The following is a 21173-nucleotide window of genomic DNA, read 5'->3' on the forward strand; positions in this document are numbered from 1 at the left end:
AAAAGGAAAACGCTGTCATAACGTGTTTTAAATGAAACAACTAAGAATTGGAGTTGAAAAGATGGGACAAATGAAGAGAAATATCGGTACATTTGCTCTTATGATGACAGGTCTTGGATCAATTATCGGATCAGGATGGCTATTTGGTGCTTGGAAAGCTGCTAAAGTAGCAGGACCAGCAGCGGTGTGGGCATGGGTCGTAGGAATGATCGCTATTTTGTTTATCGGCTTAACCTATGCCGAACTCGGAGCGATGTTTCCAAAATCCGGTGGAATGGTACGCTATGGTCATTACTCTCATGGCAGCTTTGTCGGTTTTATCTCAGGTTGGGCAAACTGGATTGCGATTGTATCTGTTATTCCTGTAGAAGCGATTGCTTCAATCCAGTATATGAGTTCTTGGCCTTGGGAGTGGGCAAAAAAACTCTATAATGGGGAAGTACTTACCACTACTGGTTTATTTCTAGCAGCCATTCTCGTTATTATTTACTTTTTCATCAACTATTGGACCGTTCAATTATTTGCTAGAGTCAACACTGCCATTACCGTCTTTAAATTTCTTATCCCTGGTCTAACCATCTTAGGCCTTATCATTACTGGTTTTCATGCAGATAACTTCACTCATGCTCCAGGTGGATTTGCTCCAAATGGTTGGGCAAGCGTGTTAACTGCTGTTGCTACTTCTGGTATTGTATTCGCATTTAATGGTTTTCAAAGTCCTATCAATATGGCAGGGGAAGCAAAAAATCCAAGTCGTTCTGTCCCGCTGGCTGTCACAGGAGCTATTCTCATCGCAGGAATCATCTATGTCTTACTGCAAGTTGCTTATATTGGTACTGTTCCAAGTGATATGCTCCACCACGGTTGGAGCGCGCTTAATTTTAGTTCTCCATTTGCCGATCTAGCATTAGCAATAAACTTGAATTGGTTAGCGATCTTATTATTTGCAGATGCTTTTATTTCTCCATCTGGTACTGGGATTACGTACACCGCAACAACAGCACGAATGATTTACGGAATGGAACGTAATGGCTATTTTCCACATATTTTTGGAAAACTCCATCCCTTATATGGGGTACCTCGTGCCGCTATGGGCTTTAACCTTGTCATCTCTTTTATTTTCATGTTCATGTTCCGAGGTTGGGGAACATTGGCAGAAGTCATTTCTGTTGCTACCCTAATTTCTTATGTTACTGGACCAGTTTCTGTCATGGCATTTCGCAAGATAAAAGATGATACATTAAAACGACCTCTCAAAATCAAAGGAATGTCGATTATTGCTCCAATTGCATTTATCATTGCCTCTCTCATACTTTACTGGGCAAAATGGCCATTGACAGGGGAAGTTACCTTCATCATGATTATCGGTTTGCCTATCTACTTTTACTATCAAGCCAAAAACAATTGGCAAGGTTTTGGAGAAAATTTCAAAGCGGGTTTATGGCTTCTTATTTACTTGATTTTTATGATTGGAGTGTCTTACCTTGGAAGCGACAAGTTTGGCGGAATCAATGTCATCCATTACGGGTGGGATATGCTCTTCATTTCTGTATGCTCTTTGATCTTTTATTTCTGGGGTATCAAAAGTGCACTGCCTACTTATCAAGTAGTAAATGATGAAAACGAAAGTATTTCAAAAGAAAACAACTAGACTCCAAAGGCTTGTTGACATGTATTCATCGTCAACAAGCTTTTTTTCAAACTCACCTCTACACTCAAAGTAAACCAATCTATTGCTCATTCTCCCCCCACATTCTAAATAAATTAGTTGGAAATTTCTATTCTTCTATATATTCATTTCAAGAGTATAAAGCACATCTATTTATGGATAAGTTGATAAGGAAAGGCTTTATTATGAGGAGACTTATCGAAATGGATGATTGGCTAAAAGAGATCAAAGAAATCTTTGCGAAAAGTGATGATTTCTTTCTGCAAAAAGACTATCTTCTGAACCAACCTGTAATTTTATTTGGTATTCGAACTTTATTAGATCTTCCAAAAACGTTACAAATACTAGAGATTCATCCCTTAACTTTTGAATTGTTCACAAGGGATTTCGAAGAAAAACAAACCCAAAACATGCTTACCATTGCAACAGAAAAAAGCCAAGTTGTAGATGCAATCGTCGAGGGAAAATTGATTCTGTTCCATCTTCTCCATAAAAGTTATTTCATTATTGAGCCAATCTCCAAATCATTAAATCGTTCCATTGAATTACCAACTAATGAAAACATAATACAGGGACCTCATGATTCCTTCATAGAGGATCTGGAAACAAACTTGGGGATTATTCGAAAACATTTTCAAACAGAATTCTTACACATAAAAAATTTTTCCATTGGAACAGAACAAAAAAAGAATGTTTCTTTGCTTTTTATGGAGAATCAAGTGAATCCAGAACTACTTCAAAAAGTCATACACCAGTTGCAGAGCAACAAGAAAAAAAGTGTGTATAACTCCCAAGATATTATAAAATTATTAGGTTTCTCTCAATGGGATATCATATCCAAATATAAAGTCACTGAACTTCCCACAGACATGGTACATGCTATTCAAAAAGGGAAAGTAATCTTACTTGTTGATGGATTTTCATCTGGGATTATTCTGCCTAATTCGTTATGGGATATGTTTGCACTAGAAAATGACCGGAATTTCCCCATCCCCATCATGGTTTTCATACGTTTGACTCGAATAGTAGGAGCGATAACTGCAACACTAATTCCTGGTTTGTATGTTGCTTTTGTATCTATAAACCCAGAAGTTCTACGAATAGAACTAGCTCTCTCGATTGCAAAAAGTCGAGAAGGGATTCCTTACCCTGCTCTTATTGAAGTCTTACTTATGCTGATCATCCTTGAATTAATCTTAGAAGCCAGCATTCGATTGCCAAAAAGTATTGGACCAACTGTTACGATGGTTGGTGGGATAATCTTGGGACAAGCTATTATATCTGCTAAATTAGTCAGTAATCTTTTAACAATAGTAGTTGCAACTTCTATCATTGCAAATTCCACTGTGGTTGGTATTCAAAACTACCTTGTGATTCGATTAATGAAATATTTTATTGTCATCCTTGCAGCTATTTATGGTGTATTAGGTTTATTAATAGGGATTGTAGTGATCTGCGTTTATTTCGCCAGCATAGAAATATATGGAATTCCATTTGTTGATCTACCATTTTCAAAGGATGATTGTAACTATGAATAAAAATTTACCTGTCATAACGACTTATTACCTTACCCATTTAGGATTAATATTTTTTATGTATCCCAATGATATTATCTCTAGTACGAATGAAAGTCATTGGATAGCAATACTCATTGGTGCTGCTATTCATATCATTTTTGTTTCTATTTACATAAAAGGATTAAGCTATTTCCCTAATAAAAATATTATCGATATTTATCTGGAAACCAACAAAATCGTTTCTATTATATTTTTATTACCCATTGCTATTTACTTCTTCAATAGTCTTTTTATTGCCATCCGTGCCTATTCCGAGATCATTACCATCATTTTTTTATCTAATACTCCTCTTTGGGCTATGGAAATCTTGTTACTCACAACCTCCACTTTGCTTTCGTTAAAAGGCATAAAAGTAATATTACGTTCAGGTATCTTAATCGGAATTTTATTTCTTCCCTTATTTCTATTTGCTTGTTTATCCTCTTTGCAAAATATTGATTGGCGCTATACATTCCCTTTCATCGGCGAAAACAACTTTTCATTTCTGAATAAATCTTCCTATTTAGCAAGTTTTTTTCCAGTAGCTGGAATCTTCTTGTTTCTCGGTTTTGTTCAACCACATTTCTCACTTAACCGGAAAAAGATTTTTCTTTCTGCATTAGCTCTCCTGCCATTTTTTGTGATTTCGGTTTATATTCCTATCCTAACTTTTGGTGAGGCTACAGCTTCTACTATGTATTTTCCTTTTGTAGAAGCAGTCGACTCTATCTATATGAATTGGCTGATGTTTGATCGAGTAACTTTGTTTTTTTTATTAAGCCTAATTTCCTTTGGTATTCTCTATCTTTCATTAATAGAATGGATGCTTATTCAAATCATTAATAGAGTGTTCCCTTCTATTTCCCCTTTCTATCTAACTATTAGTATATCGATCATTGCCTATTTGATCTGTTTTCTTATCCCGAATTGGAATTATGTAGAAAAATTATTCTTGTTTAATGGTCCATTTCGTTTTTTTTGTTTACTTTTCGTACCTATCTCCATTCTTTTGCTAGGACTTCGCTCTAAAAGAGGAGAACAATCTAACCATGCTTAGGAAATTCATACTATTTCTTATCATAAGCTTGGAACTCTTCTTATGCGGTTGTTGGAACAATAGAGATATTAATCATCGCTTATTACCAGCAGTTCTAGGTATCTCCAAGCAACAAGAAGGATACAAAATCATTCTTGAAATACCTGTACTAGAAGAAGATAAATTAGATATTCGCATCATAAAAGGAACAGGAAAGTCAATCGCAGATGCAGTGGATAAACTCAGCATGAACATGGAACGAATTGTTGACCTGCTTCATGTCAAAGTGATCGTAATAGACAAACAGTTTGCGAAAGAGGGTTTAAAAGACATCGTCTCTGGATTTATGAGATCACGTGATATATCCCCTAAAACCCAGATGGTAATATGTAACGAGAATCTAGATCACTTTTTTGACAATGTAAAAAATTCAAAGACACCAACTGGTGTTACTTTACTTGATTTTTTTGAAAAAAATGCTGGTTGGACACCGGAAATTGCTCTTACTCGTATATGGCAAATGTACCGCAGTATTCATTCTTATACACGAGATGTTGCTGTACCCATTATCCAATCTGGGAAACTTACTCGAATTGAATACCTTGGTTCAGCAATTATCAAAAACGGGAAAATGGTCAACCAAATTAGCCCTAATGAATCGCTTGTGTTCAATCTATTTAATGGAGAAGGGCTACATGGAAAAGTCGAAGTAATGGATCATGCAACGATTTTGATAGTAAGTGATAACCGAAGAAATAAGCATAAGTTCCTTCAAGGTAAGCCCTACATCGAAAGTCAACTTCATTTAAAAGTGACGATTTTAGAGACAAAAGGAAATCCGTCTCCTGAGCAAATAAAAAAAGAACTTGCAACTCTGCTAACTAATAGATTTTATCGAATACTATCTTTAACGAAAAAAGAGCAAGCTGATATTTTTGGTTTAGGTCAATTTTTCCGAAACGATATTCCCCGGGAAAAATTAAAAAAATGGAGAGAAGAATACTATCCTCACTTAAATATGAAATTTCATGTAAATGTAGACATTCAAAACGAAGGATTTTTAAAAAGCGAGTGATATCATATAGATCCTAGTAAAAATTGAAATAAAAAAATCTTGGCATCAAACCCAAGACTTTTTATTTGGTATCTCCTATATTTTTCTACTATTCCTTTACTAAGATAGAATATTTATGCTTATGAAAACTGTAAAATTGGGGGCGTACACTCATAAAGCCACATGCGTACCACTTATGAGTTGGGTCCCAACGATCATAATCGCGAATCGCTTTATTAAAGATACGATTATCTTTTGCATTTTCAGGGAAAATCCGTTTCCCTGTTAGTCGATGTTTAGCAAAACGTGACATGTAAATGGAAGCATATATTTTCTTATGCTTGATTTCACCTTCCTTATACAATTGATCCAATACCATACCAGTGATGGCATGATCAGGTATAACATCATACCTACTAAGGCCATTTTGCATAACATGAGGAAAAGTTTGTTCAAAAAAGAGCGCTATTTTACGAATCAATTCCATTCTTGCTTTCTCTTTCTGTGGGTCATAGATATCTTTATGGGCACTGTCTATTCCTAGATCTTGGCTGGAACGATTAAACTCTTTCACCCGAGCCAAGCCAAGCTCATATGGAGTTAGTTTTGGATAAACCATGCGATTTAATTTTTTTATAATGGAAGATGTTTCTCCATGGGTAAATAACACAAGGTAAACAATTTTCCCAGCATGCAAATCGTTACGGATAGGAACTCCATAAGTCAAAAGTTCGTCATCTGGATGAGGAACATAATAGACAGAAATTTGTTTATGTTTTAGTGTTTTTGCGTCAAGTCGAATTTTTTTGAGACTACTATCTATTTCATTTGAAAGTATTTTCTGTGAACTACTTTTAGCTGATACATGTCCCTTTCCTCCATGACCGATATCTAAATAACTGGTGATAAAAAGACAAATAACAAAAACGGAAGTGAATATTAACATGCGCATAATCCATTTTCCCATTTTTCTTTCTCCTTACATTTGCTTTTTATTACCCATCTTTTCAATCTATGACGTTTTCATCTTCTTTATCCAAAGACGGAAAAAGGAACAAAAAAGTTCATTTCTCTTTGAAATAATAGCAGAGGAAATTCCGATCTATACTATTTTAGTGTGGAAATATAATTAATTAATAATTCTTTCTCTGTTTTGATTTATAAAAGGCTAATTTATAGATATTAAAAAAATAACAAAAATAGAAGGTTGGTTATCCAACCTTCTATTTTTAGATAAGAAAACATATAGTACCCTCGCACCTTCGGTCAAATGTTCCAAACATGCTTCCATACAGAAGTATTCACTCTGGACAATATACTAGTACTATTCAAGATTACTATGACGCTGAAATGCCTTTTCATTATCAACACTTGTTGCTTCTGAATAGAGAAGGCAAACAGCATCGAATAAGATATGAATACTTTGATCAAATAAAGATCCGAGTGGTTGAATCGATTCTGCTTCGTTTTTATTGCGATATTTGGTTGCAGCTTGTATAGGAATAATCAAATTGCCATGTGATGCAAGCTCAGACGTAGGATCTGTGGTGACCACCACTACATCGCATTGTATGGATCTGGCCTTTTCTGAAGTCCAAACAACCAATTTAGTCTTACCTGAACCCGAAACAGCAACTAACACATCACCTTCTTCAATCGAAGGTGTAATCGTTTCACCCACAACATATGTGGTGGCTCCCAGATGCATTAATCGCATGGCAAGGGACTTTGCCATTAGCCCTGACCGTCCTTCACCAACTACGAATATTCTTTTACTGTTCAACAGCGCTGAACAAAAGTTCTCTAACAATTGCTCCTCTATTTTATGGACTACTCTTTGAATTTCATCCATGATAAGCTCTACTGTTTGCATAATTCGTTATCCTCTTTACAAATTTCAGTCTTTAACTCTCTTGCCGCTCTGCTTGGGTTACTTGCCTGAGTAATTGCTGAACCGATGATAACAACTTTAGGCCTTTTCCTCATAACAGTAGGTATGAAATCTATATCAATGCCACCCGCAATAGCGAAATTGATAGATGAATCATACCTTAGGTTTGATGATTCATTTCTTTTTCCAGACAGCTCTTGCTCATCTTTACTGACATGTTCACAGTATATTACCTTATCGTGAGCTAACGAGAATAATGGTCTTTTTTGATTTTCACTTGTATTTAATAAATCTATGATAATTCCTTTCTTATACTTCTTAGCAACATCTATGCATTTTTTTATTGTTGCCATAGGTGAGACACCCATAACAGTCGCCAAATCAGCCCCAGCTTCAAAACAAATTTCAAATTCGTATGCTGCATTATCCATTGTTTTTATATCTGCAACGACTAATTTTGTTGGAAATGCTTCTTTCATTCTTTTTACACTTATAATCCCATATTTTTTTATCAATGATGTACCAACTTCAATCCAGTCAATGTATGGTTCTGTCATCTTCGCTATTTTTATTGCTTCATCTATAGTAAGACGATCGAGTGCCAATTGAATTTTCATAATAGGTCTCCTCCTATTAGATAAATCGATTTAGTTAAAATGCTCATCCTACCCAGTTAAAAATGAATGAACACAGTACTTAATCAGGAGAAAATGTAAATTTTTTCGAGGAGTCTCTAATCAAAAGCTGGCATTGGTAAATGATATCGTCTAGGTCTGATTCCTCTTTCTTAATGAGTTTATATAGCATTTCGGCAGCCTTTTCTCCCATTACATAAGAAGGTTGTGCAATTGTTGTTACAGGTGGAGTCACCAAGTGTGCAAAAGGTATATTATCAAAAACAGCTAAAGAAAAATCTCTACCCATCTCTAATTCATTTTCTTTAGCAAAATCAAGTACTTCTAAAAAAACTAAATCATTACCTGCAAGCAACGCTGTAGGTTTTGTTTCCTCACTAAATAGCCTCTTAAGCTTTTGATTGAGTTCTTTCGTATCTGCACAAACGATATAATCTGAGTTTAACTTGATACCATTATCAAGGAGTGCCCTTTTATAACCTTTCACTCGATCAACCCGAGTAGAGATTTCCAATGGTTGGGTTACAATAGCAATCCTTTTATGACCTGTGTCAATAAAATGTTGAATAATACTCTGTGTTACTTCATAGTTATTTACTTTGACCGATGGTATAGGAATGTCTCTTACTTTTCTATCCATAAATACAACTGGATAACCAACTTGAACCATATTGCTATACAACTCTATATTTTTTTCTGTCGGAAAAATGATAAGTCCATCTACTTGTTTTGCTCGAAGCATTTCAATATACTTTTTTTCTTTTTCCGGGTCATTGTCAGCATTACATATTATTGCATGAATATCACGTTTAATGAAATAATCCTCTATAGCTCTGCTGACTTCTGTAGAGAAATGGTGCATAATATTTGCAACAATAATCCCTATCATGGATGTTCGTTTTTGTTTTAAGCTCCTAGCAATATAGTTCGGTTGATATCTAAGTTCCTCAATAGCTTCATTAATTTTATGCTTTGTTTCTTCACTCATATATTCAAAGCGTTTATTTAAAAACTGGGAAACTGTACTTTTTGATACCCCAGCTTTTTTTGCTACATCTGCCATTGTTACCTTTCCCATTAAATCTACCTCTTTTTCTTAATTACTACATTAATTGTATCTATTATTTTTGGTCAAATCCAGTATTGAAAAACTTGCAGTCTTTGGTGATTCAGTTAATTAAGAAAAAGATTATTTGGGAATCAGTCTTCCAATTGATTGGAATGATAGTTCTAAAGAAAAACACCTCCTATTCTCTTAATCTTATGGTCGATTGAAGAGGTGCTTTTCAATAGTCCTTTTGTAGTACTCTGTCAACCAAAATATCAAGAAAAGACTGCTTATCTTTTTACTTTCACCTTCCATAAAGCCTTTTTCCCATTATGTTCCTTTGAATAAGGTTCTATCGCTTCAATTTTTTCCGAATTTGTAATAACCATCGGTGTAATGCAGCTTTCTGCCTGTTCTTTCACTAAATCTAATGAGAAATTGATCAAGTTATCACCGACCTTCACTTGATCTCCTTCTTTAACAAATACAATGAAACCTTCGCCTTTCATATTTACCGTTTCCAAGCCAATATGAATTAAGATTTCCAAGCCGGTTTGTGATCGGATGCCTATCGCATGTTTAGTTGGGAATATTTGTATGATTTCTCCATCAACAGGAGCAGTTACTTTTCCTTCTGTTGGTTCAATAGCTAATCCTTCTCCCAGCATTTTTTTGGAAAATGTCGGATCTGGAACTTCTTCTATTTTTAGTAAACGTCCTAGTATTGGTGAATACAATACTTCTTCCTGATTACCTTCTGATTGAAAACCAAAAAGCTTTTTAAACATATTGCCCCTCCATTGATCAGTATGAATGAAGTAAACTTCCTCCATTTTTTATCTTATTTTGGTTCAGCCACATCGCGTCCTTTACAAAATCCAGGACCTCCAGCTGCCATGAATCCATTACTATGACCATCTTTATCAGAAGCTATCCAAAAAGAATACATGCTTGCTTCATTTAGATGAAATCGGATTTTTATTACTTGGTTATTCAATTCTTCTAATTTTCTTTTCTTCCATACGATTTCAACCTTTGTACTGTCTGTAGAGATAGGAACACAATCAGATTTACCAAAACCATCGATGACATTTGAGTTCTCATCCAATATTTCTGCATGAATACTTCCCGATTCACAAGAAGCATTAACAAATAGATGTTTCCCATTAAATTCTAATTTCGTTGTTAGAACTTCTCCACCCTCTCCATGGTCAGTCAAAGAAGCAAAACCATCTCTTCTTAGAGTTGCAAGACCAAGATTTCCCCCAGCATACTTGTGTGAACCTAACTTAGGAGAATTGCCTGAGAAGCTGGAGAAATAGAAATATATCTGATCTTCAACCACTAAGGAAACACCATTCACTGCATGCAAATAACCATAATTCCAACTACCTTTTTTTCGTGATGAAGCTATAAAATTGTCATAAGAAGGTCTATCCCAATGAAATCCATCTCTACTATAAGCTAATTTCAAATCATTGATTTTTGGTGTACCTTTTTGCCCGCTGATATTGTTTGGTGGTCCCATAAAAACAGAGAAGACACCCAGCATCAGACTTTCATATGGAGTAGCACTTACATCATAAAGTTGTGTGTAATATCCCATCTCTGGATCAGGTGAATCATAAATGTCCGTTCTAGCCCAGAATTGAATATCGTCTGGAGTCCAGTTTGTACCTCCAAAGAAATCATCCGTTTCATACAACCCTCTCGTTCGAATTCTACTATCAAGAGATGAGAATGTTCGCAAACTGAAAGTCCATTTCTTTGTGAAGGCATTGTGATAAAAAGCTGTATTATCACCACAAGGCCCAACGGTCCCTGCTTTTTCCCAATCAATGCCATTTGCAGATTTAAACAAAACTGCTTCTTCCTTTGGCGGGACAGATCCTGGAACATCATGAGCATGTTTTGGTTTTTGGTGATAGTACTTTATCTCAAAATCATACTTGCGAAAAAAGACCAACATCTTGTATCTTTCATTAAAATCTTTAGCATCATAATCAATCCAGACTGCTGCTCCATCTCTAATTGTCCCGAATTCGTGAGGGATTACGCTCTCAGATTCTCTATCGGGATATAACTCTTTTAGTCGAATCCAATTTATTCCGTCTTCACTTTCCGCATATCCTACACCATTAAACCAACCCGCGTGATACCACATTTTAAATTTCTGATCCTCATCATCGTAAAAGATCCCGTCGTTAAACGGACAAGCACAAGGATAATAGCCATCATTCATTTCTAGAGGTGTTTTGGGTTCGAAAATGGGTTTATTCGATACCTTGGGTTGGTGGAATTCTCTTGTCAAATTATTTTCCTCAATCAGAAAATCATCTACAAATAACTGTCTACCAATATCAATGTTTATCACTGCTGGTTTTCGCTTCAAATATGGAACTTCCAGAGGTTGGTCTAGTGTCTGTTCCTTGTATTTTGGAGGCCAAGGCGCTGGCAATTTTATATTGTTATACAAACGATCCATCGTTATCTCCCTTCCTTCCAATAGAAGCAAACTGCATCTTTAACGGAAATTACTACTCTTTAGACTTAAAGAAAAGGAAAGTCAAAGTAAATGCAACGACCAAACCAATCAAGACGGCAACGATATACATGGGAAGTTGACCATTTAAATACAACAGGGCTCCTGGAATAACCGTTATAGCCAATCCTGTTGCTTTCAAACCTACGATTGACGAAAACACCCCTGCAACACCGCCACCAATGCAACCAAAGAAAAATGGTTTAATAAGCCTCAAGTTAATACCAAAAATTGCTGGCTCTGTAATACCTAAAAACGCTGGAATGGTTGAAGACATATAGAGAGACTTTTTCTTTTTATCTTTGGTCTTAAATACTACGGCTAATGCAGCTCCAGCTTGAGCAGCAATAGCACCTGATACAAGTGGATTAAATGGATTTGCACCTGTTTTTGCTAATAGTTCTATCTCCAAGGCTTTAAACACATGATGTACTCCTGTAGTTACAATAACTTGATCCAAGGAACCTATTATTGCTCCACCTATGCCAAATGGAAGAGTGAGTAATAATTTAAAAACATATAGGATAAAAGCTTCTACACCATGCATGAGGGGCCCAATAATCAGTAAACCACTTACAATACTTATCAAAAGTGTCAAAAATGGTGTAACAATTAAATCCAAAGTATCTGGAATGATTTTCCTCAATCGTCTTTCAAGTTTTGCTGCTAATATCGCAATTAATAGAGCTGGCAATACAGAACCTTGATATCCCGTCACGGGAATATGCATACCTAAAATCGATAATAAGATAGGTTCTGCTGTCCCTTTTGCAACGTCGTTAGCACTCGGAAGTTGTGGAGCAACCAACATCAGTCCAATGATAATACCGATAACCGGGGAACCGCCAAATTTCTTCATAACCGAATAACAAACAAGAACTGGTAAGAATGCAAAAGCAGTGTCAGTTAAAACTTGAGTAAAAGTTAAAAATGTAGGATTCAGCTCAATCCCTAGACTTGTAATAAATCCCCTCAACCCCATAAATAATCCAGTTGCCACCAATACCGGGATAATAGGTATAAATACATCCCCTAAGACTCTGGAGATCTTTTCTAATACATTCATTTCCTTATAAACTTCTTCTTTATTGTCCTTTTCCAGACTTGTATCTCCGTTTACAAATGCATCATACACCTTATTTACGAAGCCAGTTCCAAGAATAATTTGATACTGTCCTGCTGCAAAAAATTGTCCTTTCACACCATCAATATTTTCAATAGCCTTATCATCAATAATTGATTTATCAACTAGAACTAATCGTAACCGTGTTGCACAATGCTCTACAGATTTCACATTATCTTTTCCACCAATACTTTTCAAAATTTCATCAGCGACTTTTTGCTCTCTCAAAACGATCCCTCCCTTTGCTTTTTGTACAACAATTCTAGTGCCAAATCACTAGAAATCAGATTCTATCCGACATTATGTTTTTCCATAAATTCCTGTAGTTGCAGCTTTGTTGGATAACCAGCATGATCTCCAATCGATTGCACTGCTAAAGCCCCCATCGCATTTCCCCGTTTTACAGCTTCTTCAATGGAACGCTTTTCTAGTAAGGAACTGATTACCCCTACAGCAAATCCATCCCCGGCACCAACTGTGTCAACTACTTTATTTACAGGAAACGAACAAATCATTCCTTCTTCTTTTAATGACTTATAATAGGAACCTTCTTTCCCGAGTTTTACCATTACAAGCTGTACTCCTTTTGCTAAATAGAAGGAAGCGATATCACGAGGCTCTTGATAGCCAGTCAATATTTTTCCTTCTTCTATTCCAGGAAGAACATAATTAGATCTAACCGCAAACTCATTCACCACATGAATCATTTCTTTTCTCGATTTCCAAAGAGCAGGACGTAAATTTGGATCAAAGGATATCGATTTCCCGTTATTCTCTATAAACTCCAATGCTTTATAGGAGAATTCTCTCATATCTTCCGAGATAGCTAACGGAATCCCAGTCATATGAACATGTCTTGCATTAATAAAATAGTCTTCCGGAAAATCCCCTGATCCCATATAACACGCTGCTGATCCTTTCCGAAAATACTCAATCTCAGGATCACCTGCCAAGACTTGTGATTTGATTTGAAATCCAGTGGGGTAACGATCATCTACGGTTACTTGATTCGTGTCAACGCTTTCATCTTTGAGCCGTTTTAAAATAAAATCCCCAAAAGAGTCAGCTCCCACTTTACTAACCCATCCTGTCGTTAAACCTAATCTGCTAAGTCCAATTGCTACATTCACTTCGGCACCAGCCAGATCTCTCGAAAATTGAGCAACTTCGTGTAAGGGACCAGGTTCATCTGCAATAAACATAGCCATTGCTTCACCGAATGTGATGACATCCAAACTGCTCAAATTAATTCTCTCCATTCTTCAGACTTTTTCACTTTAGCTATCCCGTTCTTCCTCTCCATCTTTTTTTATAAACCGATTTACTAAATCGGTTTAGTAAATCGGTTTGGTTCCAGTCTATTTTATATGTAAGTGCGTGTCAAGGTGGAATGTTACGATAAATAAACTTGATGCGGAGCTCGATACTATCAACACTTTTTGGATCATCGTATCATTTGATTCAAGGCTGTATTTATCGATTGATTTTTAACAAAAAATCACAAAAAGCTATTGTCCACATCCTGCCCCAACAATAGCTTTTTTAAGATAATGACCTATCTAAAAGATACAAATGAACCCTTTATTTAGAAATTGTGTTAGGTTGATTATAAAGCTGGCTTCTTTTGAGTAACTCCATAAATTTTGAAAAAGCGCTTGTAACAATACTGTCTTTATGACGAATGAGATATGTTCTTGCGAGACCATATTCTCGAGGAAGGGGAAAAGATCGCAGTTCTCCTTTTTTTAGGTATGATTCAACGGCAGACTTTGGAACGAGTGAGGAACCAAGTCCAGCCATCACTCCACCTAGGATAGCTTCCATTTGATTGAATTCCATGTATCGAATAGAAGTAATTCCATTCAAATTTAACCAGCTCTCCAATCGTTCACGGTGAAAACACCCTTTGGTATTCATGAGAAAGGGTTGCTTGCATATATCTTTGATGTCTTCATTTGCAGGATTTGAAATTAACAAAAGTTCATCCTCATGAACAAGTTCCTCCACAATATGATCATCCTTTACTGAAGATGCGACAAATGCACAATCTAGTTGAAAGTGGTTTATCTTTTCTATGAGTATCATGGAAATATCGGTTGCGAGTGAAAGTTCCACCTGAGGATAGATGGTATGAAAGTTCATTAAAATGTTTGGAAGGTGGATAGCAGATACCGTGTAATATGCACCAATCGCCAATCGACCTGACGGTTCTAAATCATCATTTAGCGCTTTATGAGCTTCATCTAGTAATTGCAAAATACGCTCAGCATAGATCAATAGTTTCTCTCCTGACGGCGTCAACACCACCCCTCGTTTCCGATAAAAAAGTGGGGTTTTTAATTCCGCCTCCAGCTGCTGCATTCTGGCAGTTACATTTGATTGAACATAACCCAGCGTTTGTGCAGCTTTGGTAATGCTTCCTTCATGGGCGACTGCACGAAAAATTCGCAAATCATTATTCTCCAAAGTTTCTTCTCCTCTCTATAAATCACTAAAAATGATTTTTTATATTATTTTTAATCATTTTACATGATATTCAAACGGCTGTATATTGTCTATAGAAGTTTGAATATCATTGGAGGAAGCAAAATGTCTCTTGAACAACCCAATAAATGGGCTATTTTATCTGTCATTACCTTCGTTTCTTTTATCACAAACTTAGATGCAACTATCGTGGTAATTGGTCTGCAACCGATCGTAAAAGATTTGCAAGTCTCAATTGATACAGGTATGTGGACGATTACTTCATTCTTTATAACCAATACCGTATTTTTACTTCCATCCGGGCGATGGTCGGACATGTTTGGCACCAAACGTATTTTTTTATGGGGGTTCACCTTGTTTACCCTCGCTACTGTTTTTTGTGGGCTGGCGACTTCTGGTTCAACATTAATTGCTGCTCGACTTTTCCAAGGGACAGGTGCCGCAATGGCAATGGCAACAGCCACTCCAATTCTTATACGTACTTTTCAACCAAATCAACTTGGATTTGCTCTAGGCATCAATAATCTTTCATGGGTGACTGGATCACTCATTGGACCAGTACTCGGTGGAGCACTGATAGGCGAGTTTGGATGGCGCTCCATTTTCTTCGTTATCGTACCGATTGGGATCATCTGCTTGATCGCAGCTATTTTCATTTTAGAAAATACTTCAAAGGAGGCGAGAGAGAAGACTGATTGGCTGGGTATTATGACTTTCGGTTCTGGATTGGTTGCTTTTCTTGTTACTTTGTCAGAAGGATCAACTTGGGGCTGGACATCAGGAAGTATTCTAGGCTTGTTCATAGGAACGCTAATTTCTTGGGCTCTTTTTGTATACATTGAACTACATTCTAAGCATCCTTTGTTCCATTTAAGTCTCTTAAGTAATCGAAAATATACTCTTGGACTTGGTATCACAATGAGCTACTGTATCGGTTATTTCTCTGTCACTATTTTGCTTACCTTGTATTTACAAGGAGCGCAGCACCTCAGTGCATTGGAAACAGGGTTATTATTAATACCATTATCTGCTCCTCAACTTTTTACAGGTCCAATAGGTGGTAAACTGGCTGACCGATTTGGCACAGTGAGTATGATTCTGTTAGGATCATCCCTAATTGGAATTTCTTTGTTATTATTAGGACAACTTGGCACCCAGTTGTCAAACGCAGCTGTCATTATCCCTCTTTTGATCATATCTGCTGCGACAGGTCTTTCATGGCCGTCCCTTGCGAAAGCGGTATTATCAGCTGCTCCTCCCGAGCAAATAGGTTCCGCTTCAGGCATGTTTTGGACCATCTACAACATGTGTCGAGCAATCAGTCAATCACTTGCACTCTTGATTGTACAATTGGTCAGCTCGTCGATCGATGTTTCGAAAATGTTTTCTGAATCAGGAAAAATATTAGATGCCAAATCCAAAAGCATATTTATTTATGCTACCAATATGGGATTTCATTTTTTCGCGATATTCCTAGGCATTTCATTAGTACTAGGAATATTCTTAATGCGAGCTCAACAAAAGAAACACCATATTAGAGAAGTGAAAAATGCTGAACAATCTGGCTAACTTTCAAAAGCATGACTTTTCTACATTTATGTTCTTGGTGTCATTTGCTTTTAAAAATAGAAGTTATATAAGAGACTTGCCATCAAAATAATTAAAAAAAGGTGCTCCAAATTACTTCATTTGTTCAGAGGATACTATTTCAAGCTGTAGGACAAGTTATAAAATGATTGAATTGAATCAAAAACTGACATCATCTAACTTTCTGATGTCAGTTTTTAATCAACCTTATTATATTCTCACTGCATAAGGATAAATTGGATCTTTCAAATGAAATTCATAGGTAAGACCATCGACAATCCCTACTACTTTTTCACTATCGTAAAGATCAAGCATAAATCCAGCCATTTCCCTAGCGGTATGATATTTTGGAAGTAGTCCTTCAAGTTTAACATTTTCTTTCAAGTCTCTCGATACTTTCGCAAATTCAGTTTCAGTTGCAGCAGGAGCTAATACTTTTGCTTGCATGCTTGCACCTTTTTCTTTTAATTCATGTGCGAGTCCTTCAGTAAAGGCACTTACATAGAATTTAGAAGCACAGTATGTGATTGCATTTCCAATAATCGTGTATCCTCCACCTGATGAAATGTTAATTAATTGAGTTCCTTCGACTGTTGAATAGTCACGCACATAAAGAGAAGTTAAAATAGTTAGGGTTTCAATATTTAAATTAAGCATTGTCTCAATTTTAGTTAAATTTTGATCTTCCACTGTTGCAAAATTGCCAAACCCTGCATTATTAATCCAAGTTTCTATTTCGTATTCTTTTAAATCTTCATACAATGTATAAGCATTTTTCGTATTAGATAAATCAACTGTTTTTATAACGACATCTAATTCAGCATTTACTTTCGAAATTTCTGACCTTAGTTTTTCAAGTTCATTCGTTCTACGTGCCGCAATAACTAAATTTTTTCCACGAGCAGCAAAAGCAAGCGCTGTTTCATAACCTATCCCTGAACTTGCACCTGTAATAACCGTATATTTTTTCATTTTATTTCCTCCTAATATTTTGTGTATACTAACAGAAATTGATTGTTCGTTGATGTGGATTATCATACTGGTTAAAGCAAACTCTAAGTCAAGCATTTTTCACACTGAGTATTATCGGCAAAATATGGAGGTTTTTATGTATACCATTGGTGAAGTGGCACAACTAATAGGATTAAGTACACATACATTACGTTACTATGAAAAAGAAAATATCATTCTTCCAAATCGGAATGAACGCGGAGAAAGAAAATATACGGAAGCACACCTTCAATGGCTAAAATTTGTTTTAAAATTAAAAGAGACGAAAATGCCAATCACAAAAATAAAAGAATATGCCTACTTGTATAAAGATGGGGAACATACAGTATTAAACCGATTAAAACTATTAGAAGATCATAAAAGTTTGATCGAAACCCAGTTAAAGATACTGGAAGAAACAAATAAAATGTTAGAACATAAAATTACTTCTTATAAAGAAATGATTCTGAAAAGGCATGATTTAGTTACAAAAGCATATTAAATGGATCTTTTTGCCCAAAATTAAATACATTTCGCTCTAAATCAACCAGAGGAAACGGAAACCCGATATAGGAAATCTTTTGCATTCAGAGAGTATGTTTCCAACAATCCTGAGAGGGTTGGAATAACACGCTTGCATTACGGGAAACTATTGATTTCACTGGGGAAAACAAAAAAAGCAGAGGAACAACTGTCTTCTGCTGTTGAAATATTTCAATCAATTCATAACAAAGACAAAAGTTATCACATCGATGCTTTGATTACACTTGGGAAATTGAAAAAATCAAATGAACTCTTCCAAACTGCCGATGAAATCATATCAAATATAAATGATAATAATGCGGTTTCAGTTGACAACCTAATTAAACTATGTGATTTTTATGAAAGTAGAAACGAAGAAAAATTCAAGTATTATCATTTCTTCCTTTACCATAAAATAAAGGAGGGTGTCTCACATGAATAATCGCTTTTATGGTGGTAATGGTGATCCATTAGGTGATTAAAAGTAAACATCATCAATATTTGTTAGGCGATCCGCACAAGATCGCCTTTTTATTATAAATCAATCATCCTAATTACACCACTTCTTATATGCCTCTCTTTTTTATTTATCCTCAGATAACACATCATTCAACGTCTTCCGTAATATTTTCATATCCACACCACTTTTTGCAAGGATGACAAAATTTACATTCTGCTCCATCAATTTTGCTATCGTTTCACATATTGCATCCGTGTGTTTGCTACTACGTTTACCTACTAAATTATACTCAGATGCAATGGATAAATCGTACATACTCTCTACTAGTGTTGATGTTGCCACGGCTGTAGCACTTTCTTGGAACGCCTCATCATCTTGCGTCGTATCATCTTTCTTGCCTTCGAAAGGACGAAATTTCACCTAAACCTCCTAGGCTTACTACTTCTTTGAATTTCATTTTACTACACAATATATAGAAACATATTTATAAATTTTAGTATCTTGGGTGTGTAAAAGTAGAGCGACCTGCCGACATCCGGAAGATATCAGCAGGTCACAGTGCTCCCTCAGGAGCTAGAAATCAGTTGTCGGATGCGGGTTTCTTTCCGAGAGCTGCCCGCAGAAGAGGATGGTTCAGGTCCTTCCTCGCTTCCCTCAGGGTTTCAAGGTTCCTCTCCTCTTTCCCGGTTACTTCCTCAGGGCAGTCAGTCTTCTTGGTTACATGACGTCCTACATGACCATCCGTACCCGACATATCTTCTCCAAGATAGTTGGATGGGAATCAATATCCCCACTTCTGATTCATGTTTATTCTACTGATCGTTTTTTTCAAAAAAATATACAAGTTGTTTCCAAGTTGTAAATTAACAATGGGTTATTTACTCCTTATGAAAAGAATCAAAAGAGGGGAAACCTTCGCTTTTTTATTTTGTTGATTTTAATCAAATATAATGGTAATTTACAATTGTACTAATTGTAGACATCGAGAAAAGAGAGAACATGCCTGGTGGTACATGCGATCAGTGTGGTGGAACCAACGGTGGCCACACTGACATCAACTGTCCGGGAATGGCTGGCAGGTAGAACACCTAACATCTATTCTTGGAACAAAGACCGATTGGTTTTGTCTTTAGATGAAACCAATCGGTCACTTGATTTTATCCTCTTATATTCAACTCTATCTTCTCCGTTTTTTTGACTAGCAGCGGTTCTACAGGTGAATTTGGTCCAGCTTTATCATGTGTCTCATCAGCTACATCTTTCACACCTTGACGGATCGCATCAGCAACTCTTGAAGACAGCTCTTGAATTCGCCTGTCATTATGAATCTCGAAGTTAAACATTGCTATCACCTAAAAAGGTTTAACCTCCCTTAAGACCTAGAACCACGATAAAATGATGTGAGCAGTCCATTTGTTTAGATGAATGACAAGGTTACTCTGAACTACATTCCAATAAACATATTCCTACTATAGGCATCCCAATTTGCTCCTCCATAACCTGTTCTTCCTTCTAAGTTCACAAAACACGGAAGCACTACATATAAAACTCCTGACATAGCACTCGATCTAAACGTCATGATAAATCTTCTTTTTGAATTGCCAACAGGTGCTATCCTTCCCATATCCAATCGTATTGCATTTGATTTCATAAGTGTTTCAGACATCCCCAAACTTGCAATGCCATCAGGACCTCCATTACTTCTAATCCAATAATTTGATATCGTTGTTGCAGATTTTAAATCAGTGGGTTGATCATATTTGATAGAAATCTGATTTGGGGCAACTTGTTTAACCTTAACAATAACAGGATGAGACTTCATTTCTTGGTCAACATGAACATCATACATGTTGAGTTCCTCCACTCTGTAATCAATAGTCACTTGTCAGTATATGCTTTGTATCTTTCCATTGATATTACATATATGGGTGCGCTGCTCCTCAGTCGCCAGATGCTGATTCTAGGCCCTTAAGCAGCTACAAGACGATGACATTTCTTCCCCGGAATCCTTGAAGGTCATCGGGTTCGCTGAGGAAATGCATTCCACTCTCTTTGCCTGATCTGATCAGTCATCCGCTCTCTGGCGGGGTGTCCTTTGACATCCCATCAGACTGCTTTTAAAGCTAGTAATATCTTCTGTTGTACATTCTGTATCAAAAAATAAATAAACAAATTGCAAGAGCGACTAGGCTTCATCCTAATCGCCCCTTGCTTTTAGATAAGGCATCCAATCCCAGCAACCTCCGCTATTACCTTGCTTCACATTTTGATTAAAGAACATCCCTGTTAGATTTAATACTGCTAAATGAACGGTTGTATCATCCACTACTCCTGTGACTATAGCTGCACGATCCTCGCTTCTATACTTCCCATTAGGTGTTCCATAAGATTTGTAGTATACGATTCTACCTACTGTTGGTTTCATATAACTTCGCCCTTTAAAAGGTACAAAAAATACCACTCAAATGAGTGGCATAAAATTTATTTTTTTCTCGCAAGTGATTAAATCTTTAAACTCTATCACAATGGTTTTATATATTGTTGGGATATAATTTACGAGTCTCCCATCATAGGCG

General features: G+C 36.3%; 21 protein-coding genes. 7 read left to right on the top strand and 14 right to left on the bottom strand.

Features of this window, described 5'->3' with window-relative positions; translation table 11 throughout:
• Positions 1-61: 61 nt before the first annotated feature.
• From AC5WOE_RS12760 to AC5WOE_RS12775, 4 genes are all read left to right on the top strand, one after another.
• Entirely contained in the window at positions 62-1651 is a 1590-nt protein-coding gene (locus AC5WOE_RS12760; protein ID WP_496052736.1) for an APC family permease, read from the top strand.
• 221 nt (positions 1652-1872) lie between these two features.
• The gene (locus AC5WOE_RS12765; protein WP_496048956.1) at positions 1873-3207 is read left to right on the top strand and encodes a spore germination protein; all 1335 of its coding nucleotides are present in this window, start codon (positions 1873-1875) and stop codon (positions 3205-3207) included.
• On the top strand, positions 3200-4282 hold the full coding sequence (locus tag AC5WOE_RS12770) for a GerAB/ArcD/ProY family transporter (protein ID WP_496048957.1): 1083 nt from the start codon (positions 3200-3202) through the stop codon (positions 4280-4282). The genes AC5WOE_RS12765 and AC5WOE_RS12770 overlap by 8 nt, the downstream gene beginning before the upstream one ends.
• The gene (locus AC5WOE_RS12775) at positions 4275-5336 is read left to right on the top strand and encodes a Ger(x)C family spore germination protein (RefSeq protein WP_496048958.1); all 1062 of its coding nucleotides are present in this window, start codon (positions 4275-4277) and stop codon (positions 5334-5336) included. The genes AC5WOE_RS12770 and AC5WOE_RS12775 overlap by 8 nt, the downstream gene beginning before the upstream one ends.
• Positions 5337-5424: 88 nt before the next feature.
• Here AC5WOE_RS12775 and AC5WOE_RS12780 read toward each other — a convergent pair whose 3' ends face one another.
• The 9 genes from AC5WOE_RS12780 to AC5WOE_RS12820 all read right to left on the bottom strand — a co-directional run bounded on the left by AC5WOE_RS12780 (position 5425) and on the right by AC5WOE_RS12820 (position 15020).
• Positions 5425-6282, bottom strand: coding sequence for a PIG-L family deacetylase (locus AC5WOE_RS12780; RefSeq protein WP_496052737.1), 858 nt, complete (start codon positions 6280-6282; stop codon positions 5425-5427).
• Positions 6283-6639: 357 nt separating this feature from the next.
• Complete coding sequence (gene hxlB / locus AC5WOE_RS12785) at positions 6640-7188, bottom strand: 6-phospho-3-hexuloisomerase (protein WP_496048960.1); 549 nt, start codon at positions 7186-7188, stop codon at positions 6640-6642.
• Complete coding sequence (gene hxlA / locus AC5WOE_RS12790) at positions 7176-7823, bottom strand: 3-hexulose-6-phosphate synthase (RefSeq protein ID WP_496048961.1); 648 nt, start codon at positions 7821-7823, stop codon at positions 7176-7178. The genes hxlB and hxlA overlap by 13 nt, the downstream gene beginning before the upstream one ends.
• A gap of 79 nt (positions 7824-7902) precedes the next feature.
• Positions 7903-8919 (bottom strand): LacI family DNA-binding transcriptional regulator, encoded by a 1017-nt coding sequence (locus AC5WOE_RS12795; RefSeq protein ID WP_496048962.1) that lies wholly within the window; start codon positions 8917-8919, stop codon positions 7903-7905.
• 260 nt (positions 8920-9179) lie between these two features.
• Positions 9180-9677 (bottom strand): PTS sugar transporter subunit IIA, encoded by a 498-nt coding sequence (locus AC5WOE_RS12800; protein WP_496048963.1) that lies wholly within the window; start codon positions 9675-9677, stop codon positions 9180-9182.
• A 53-nt stretch (positions 9678-9730) separates the two neighbouring features.
• The gene (locus tag AC5WOE_RS12805; protein ID WP_496052738.1) at positions 9731-11374 is read right to left on the bottom strand and encodes a hypothetical protein; all 1644 of its coding nucleotides are present in this window, start codon (positions 11372-11374) and stop codon (positions 9731-9733) included.
• Positions 11375-11426: 52 nt separating this feature from the next.
• Positions 11427-12788 (bottom strand): PTS transporter subunit EIIC, encoded by a 1362-nt coding sequence (locus AC5WOE_RS12810; protein ID WP_496049434.1) that lies wholly within the window; start codon positions 12786-12788, stop codon positions 11427-11429.
• Positions 12789-12844: 56 nt separating this feature from the next.
• Positions 12845-13798, bottom strand: a complete 954-nt coding sequence (locus AC5WOE_RS12815) for a sugar kinase (protein ID WP_496052739.1) — start codon at positions 13796-13798, stop codon at positions 12845-12847.
• A gap of 337 nt (positions 13799-14135) precedes the next feature.
• A complete protein-coding gene (locus AC5WOE_RS12820; protein ID WP_496048966.1) occupies positions 14136-15020 on the bottom strand; it encodes a LysR family transcriptional regulator in 885 nt (294 codons plus the stop codon).
• A 123-nt stretch (positions 15021-15143) separates the two neighbouring features.
• Between AC5WOE_RS12820 and AC5WOE_RS12825 the strand changes: the two genes are divergently transcribed.
• On the top strand, positions 15144-16607 hold the full coding sequence (locus AC5WOE_RS12825) for a DHA2 family efflux MFS transporter permease subunit (protein ID WP_496052740.1): 1464 nt from the start codon (positions 15144-15146) through the stop codon (positions 16605-16607).
• A 228-nt stretch (positions 16608-16835) separates the two neighbouring features.
• On the opposite strand, the gene AC5WOE_RS12830 is transcribed toward AC5WOE_RS12825, so the two are convergent.
• A complete protein-coding gene (locus tag AC5WOE_RS12830) occupies positions 16836-17597 on the bottom strand; it encodes an SDR family NAD(P)-dependent oxidoreductase (protein WP_496048968.1) in 762 nt (253 codons plus the stop codon).
• Between the two features lie 136 nt (positions 17598-17733).
• Between AC5WOE_RS12830 and AC5WOE_RS12835 the strand changes: the two genes are divergently transcribed.
• Together AC5WOE_RS12835 and AC5WOE_RS12840 are read left to right on the top strand one after the other, a co-directional pair.
• Complete coding sequence (locus AC5WOE_RS12835; protein WP_496048969.1) at positions 17734-18117, top strand: MerR family transcriptional regulator; 384 nt, start codon at positions 17734-17736, stop codon at positions 18115-18117.
• A gap of 132 nt (positions 18118-18249) precedes the next feature.
• On the top strand, positions 18250-18579 hold the full coding sequence (locus tag AC5WOE_RS12840) for a hypothetical protein (RefSeq protein ID WP_496048970.1): 330 nt from the start codon (positions 18250-18252) through the stop codon (positions 18577-18579).
• A 141-nt stretch (positions 18580-18720) separates the two neighbouring features.
• On the opposite strand, the gene AC5WOE_RS12845 is transcribed toward AC5WOE_RS12840, so the two are convergent.
• The 4 genes from AC5WOE_RS12845 to AC5WOE_RS12860 all read right to left on the bottom strand — a co-directional run bounded on the left by AC5WOE_RS12845 (position 18721) and on the right by AC5WOE_RS12860 (position 21022).
• Positions 18721-19017: a hypothetical protein gene (locus tag AC5WOE_RS12845; protein ID WP_496048971.1), complete on the bottom strand. Its 297-nt coding sequence runs from the start codon at positions 19015-19017 to the stop codon at positions 18721-18723.
• A gap of 737 nt (positions 19018-19754) precedes the next feature.
• Positions 19755-19940, bottom strand: a complete 186-nt coding sequence (locus AC5WOE_RS12850; RefSeq protein WP_496048972.1) for a hypothetical protein — start codon at positions 19938-19940, stop codon at positions 19755-19757.
• 101 nt (positions 19941-20041) lie between these two features.
• On the bottom strand, positions 20042-20446 hold the full coding sequence (locus tag AC5WOE_RS12855) for a hypothetical protein (RefSeq protein ID WP_496052741.1): 405 nt from the start codon (positions 20444-20446) through the stop codon (positions 20042-20044).
• Positions 20447-20794: 348 nt separating this feature from the next.
• Positions 20795-21022, bottom strand: coding sequence for a hypothetical protein (locus AC5WOE_RS12860; protein ID WP_496048974.1), 228 nt, complete (start codon positions 21020-21022; stop codon positions 20795-20797).
• Positions 21023-21173: the final 151 nt, after the last annotated feature.

Source organism: Shimazuella sp. NTD248 (genome assembly GCF_059510395.1).

Excerpts from the sequence above, each read along its gene's own strand:
- AC5WOE_RS12830 (WP_496048968.1), bottom strand. The coding sequence starts at position 17,597 with ATGAAAAAATATACGGTTATTACAGGTGCAAGTTCAGGGATAGGTTAT.
- AC5WOE_RS12795 (WP_496048962.1), bottom strand. The coding sequence starts at position 8,919 with ATGGGAAAGGTAACAATGGCAGATGTAGCAAAAAAAGCTGGGGTATCA.
- AC5WOE_RS12850 (WP_496048972.1), bottom strand. The coding sequence starts at position 19,940 with ATGTTTAACTTCGAGATTCATAATGACAGGCGAATTCAAGAGCTGTCT.
- AC5WOE_RS12835 (WP_496048969.1), top strand. The coding sequence starts at position 17,734 with ATGTATACCATTGGTGAAGTGGCACAACTAATAGGATTAAGTACACAT.
- hxlA (WP_496048961.1), bottom strand. The coding sequence starts at position 7,823 with ATGAAAATTCAATTGGCACTCGATCGTCTTACTATAGATGAAGCAATA.
- AC5WOE_RS12860 (WP_496048974.1), bottom strand. The coding sequence starts at position 21,022 with ATGAAACCAACAGTAGGTAGAATCGTATACTACAAATCTTATGGAACA.
- AC5WOE_RS12760 (WP_496052736.1), top strand. The coding sequence starts at position 62 with ATGGGACAAATGAAGAGAAATATCGGTACATTTGCTCTTATGATGACA.
- AC5WOE_RS12765 (WP_496048956.1), top strand. The coding sequence starts at position 1,873 with ATGGATGATTGGCTAAAAGAGATCAAAGAAATCTTTGCGAAAAGTGAT.
- AC5WOE_RS12775 (WP_496048958.1), top strand. The coding sequence starts at position 4,275 with ATGCTTAGGAAATTCATACTATTTCTTATCATAAGCTTGGAACTCTTC.
- AC5WOE_RS12825 (WP_496052740.1), top strand. The coding sequence starts at position 15,144 with ATGTCTCTTGAACAACCCAATAAATGGGCTATTTTATCTGTCATTACC.
- AC5WOE_RS12855 (WP_496052741.1), bottom strand. The coding sequence starts at position 20,446 with ATGTATGATGTTCATGTTGACCAAGAAATGAAGTCTCATCCTGTTATT.
- AC5WOE_RS12780 (WP_496052737.1), bottom strand. The coding sequence starts at position 6,282 with ATGGGAAAATGGATTATGCGCATGTTAATATTCACTTCCGTTTTTGTT.
- AC5WOE_RS12800 (WP_496048963.1), bottom strand. The coding sequence starts at position 9,677 with ATGTTTAAAAAGCTTTTTGGTTTTCAATCAGAAGGTAATCAGGAAGAA.
- AC5WOE_RS12770 (WP_496048957.1), top strand. The coding sequence starts at position 3,200 with ATGAATAAAAATTTACCTGTCATAACGACTTATTACCTTACCCATTTA.
- AC5WOE_RS12805 (WP_496052738.1), bottom strand. The coding sequence starts at position 11,374 with ATGGATCGTTTGTATAACAATATAAAATTGCCAGCGCCTTGGCCTCCA.
- hxlB (WP_496048960.1), bottom strand. The coding sequence starts at position 7,188 with ATGCAAACAGTAGAGCTTATCATGGATGAAATTCAAAGAGTAGTCCAT.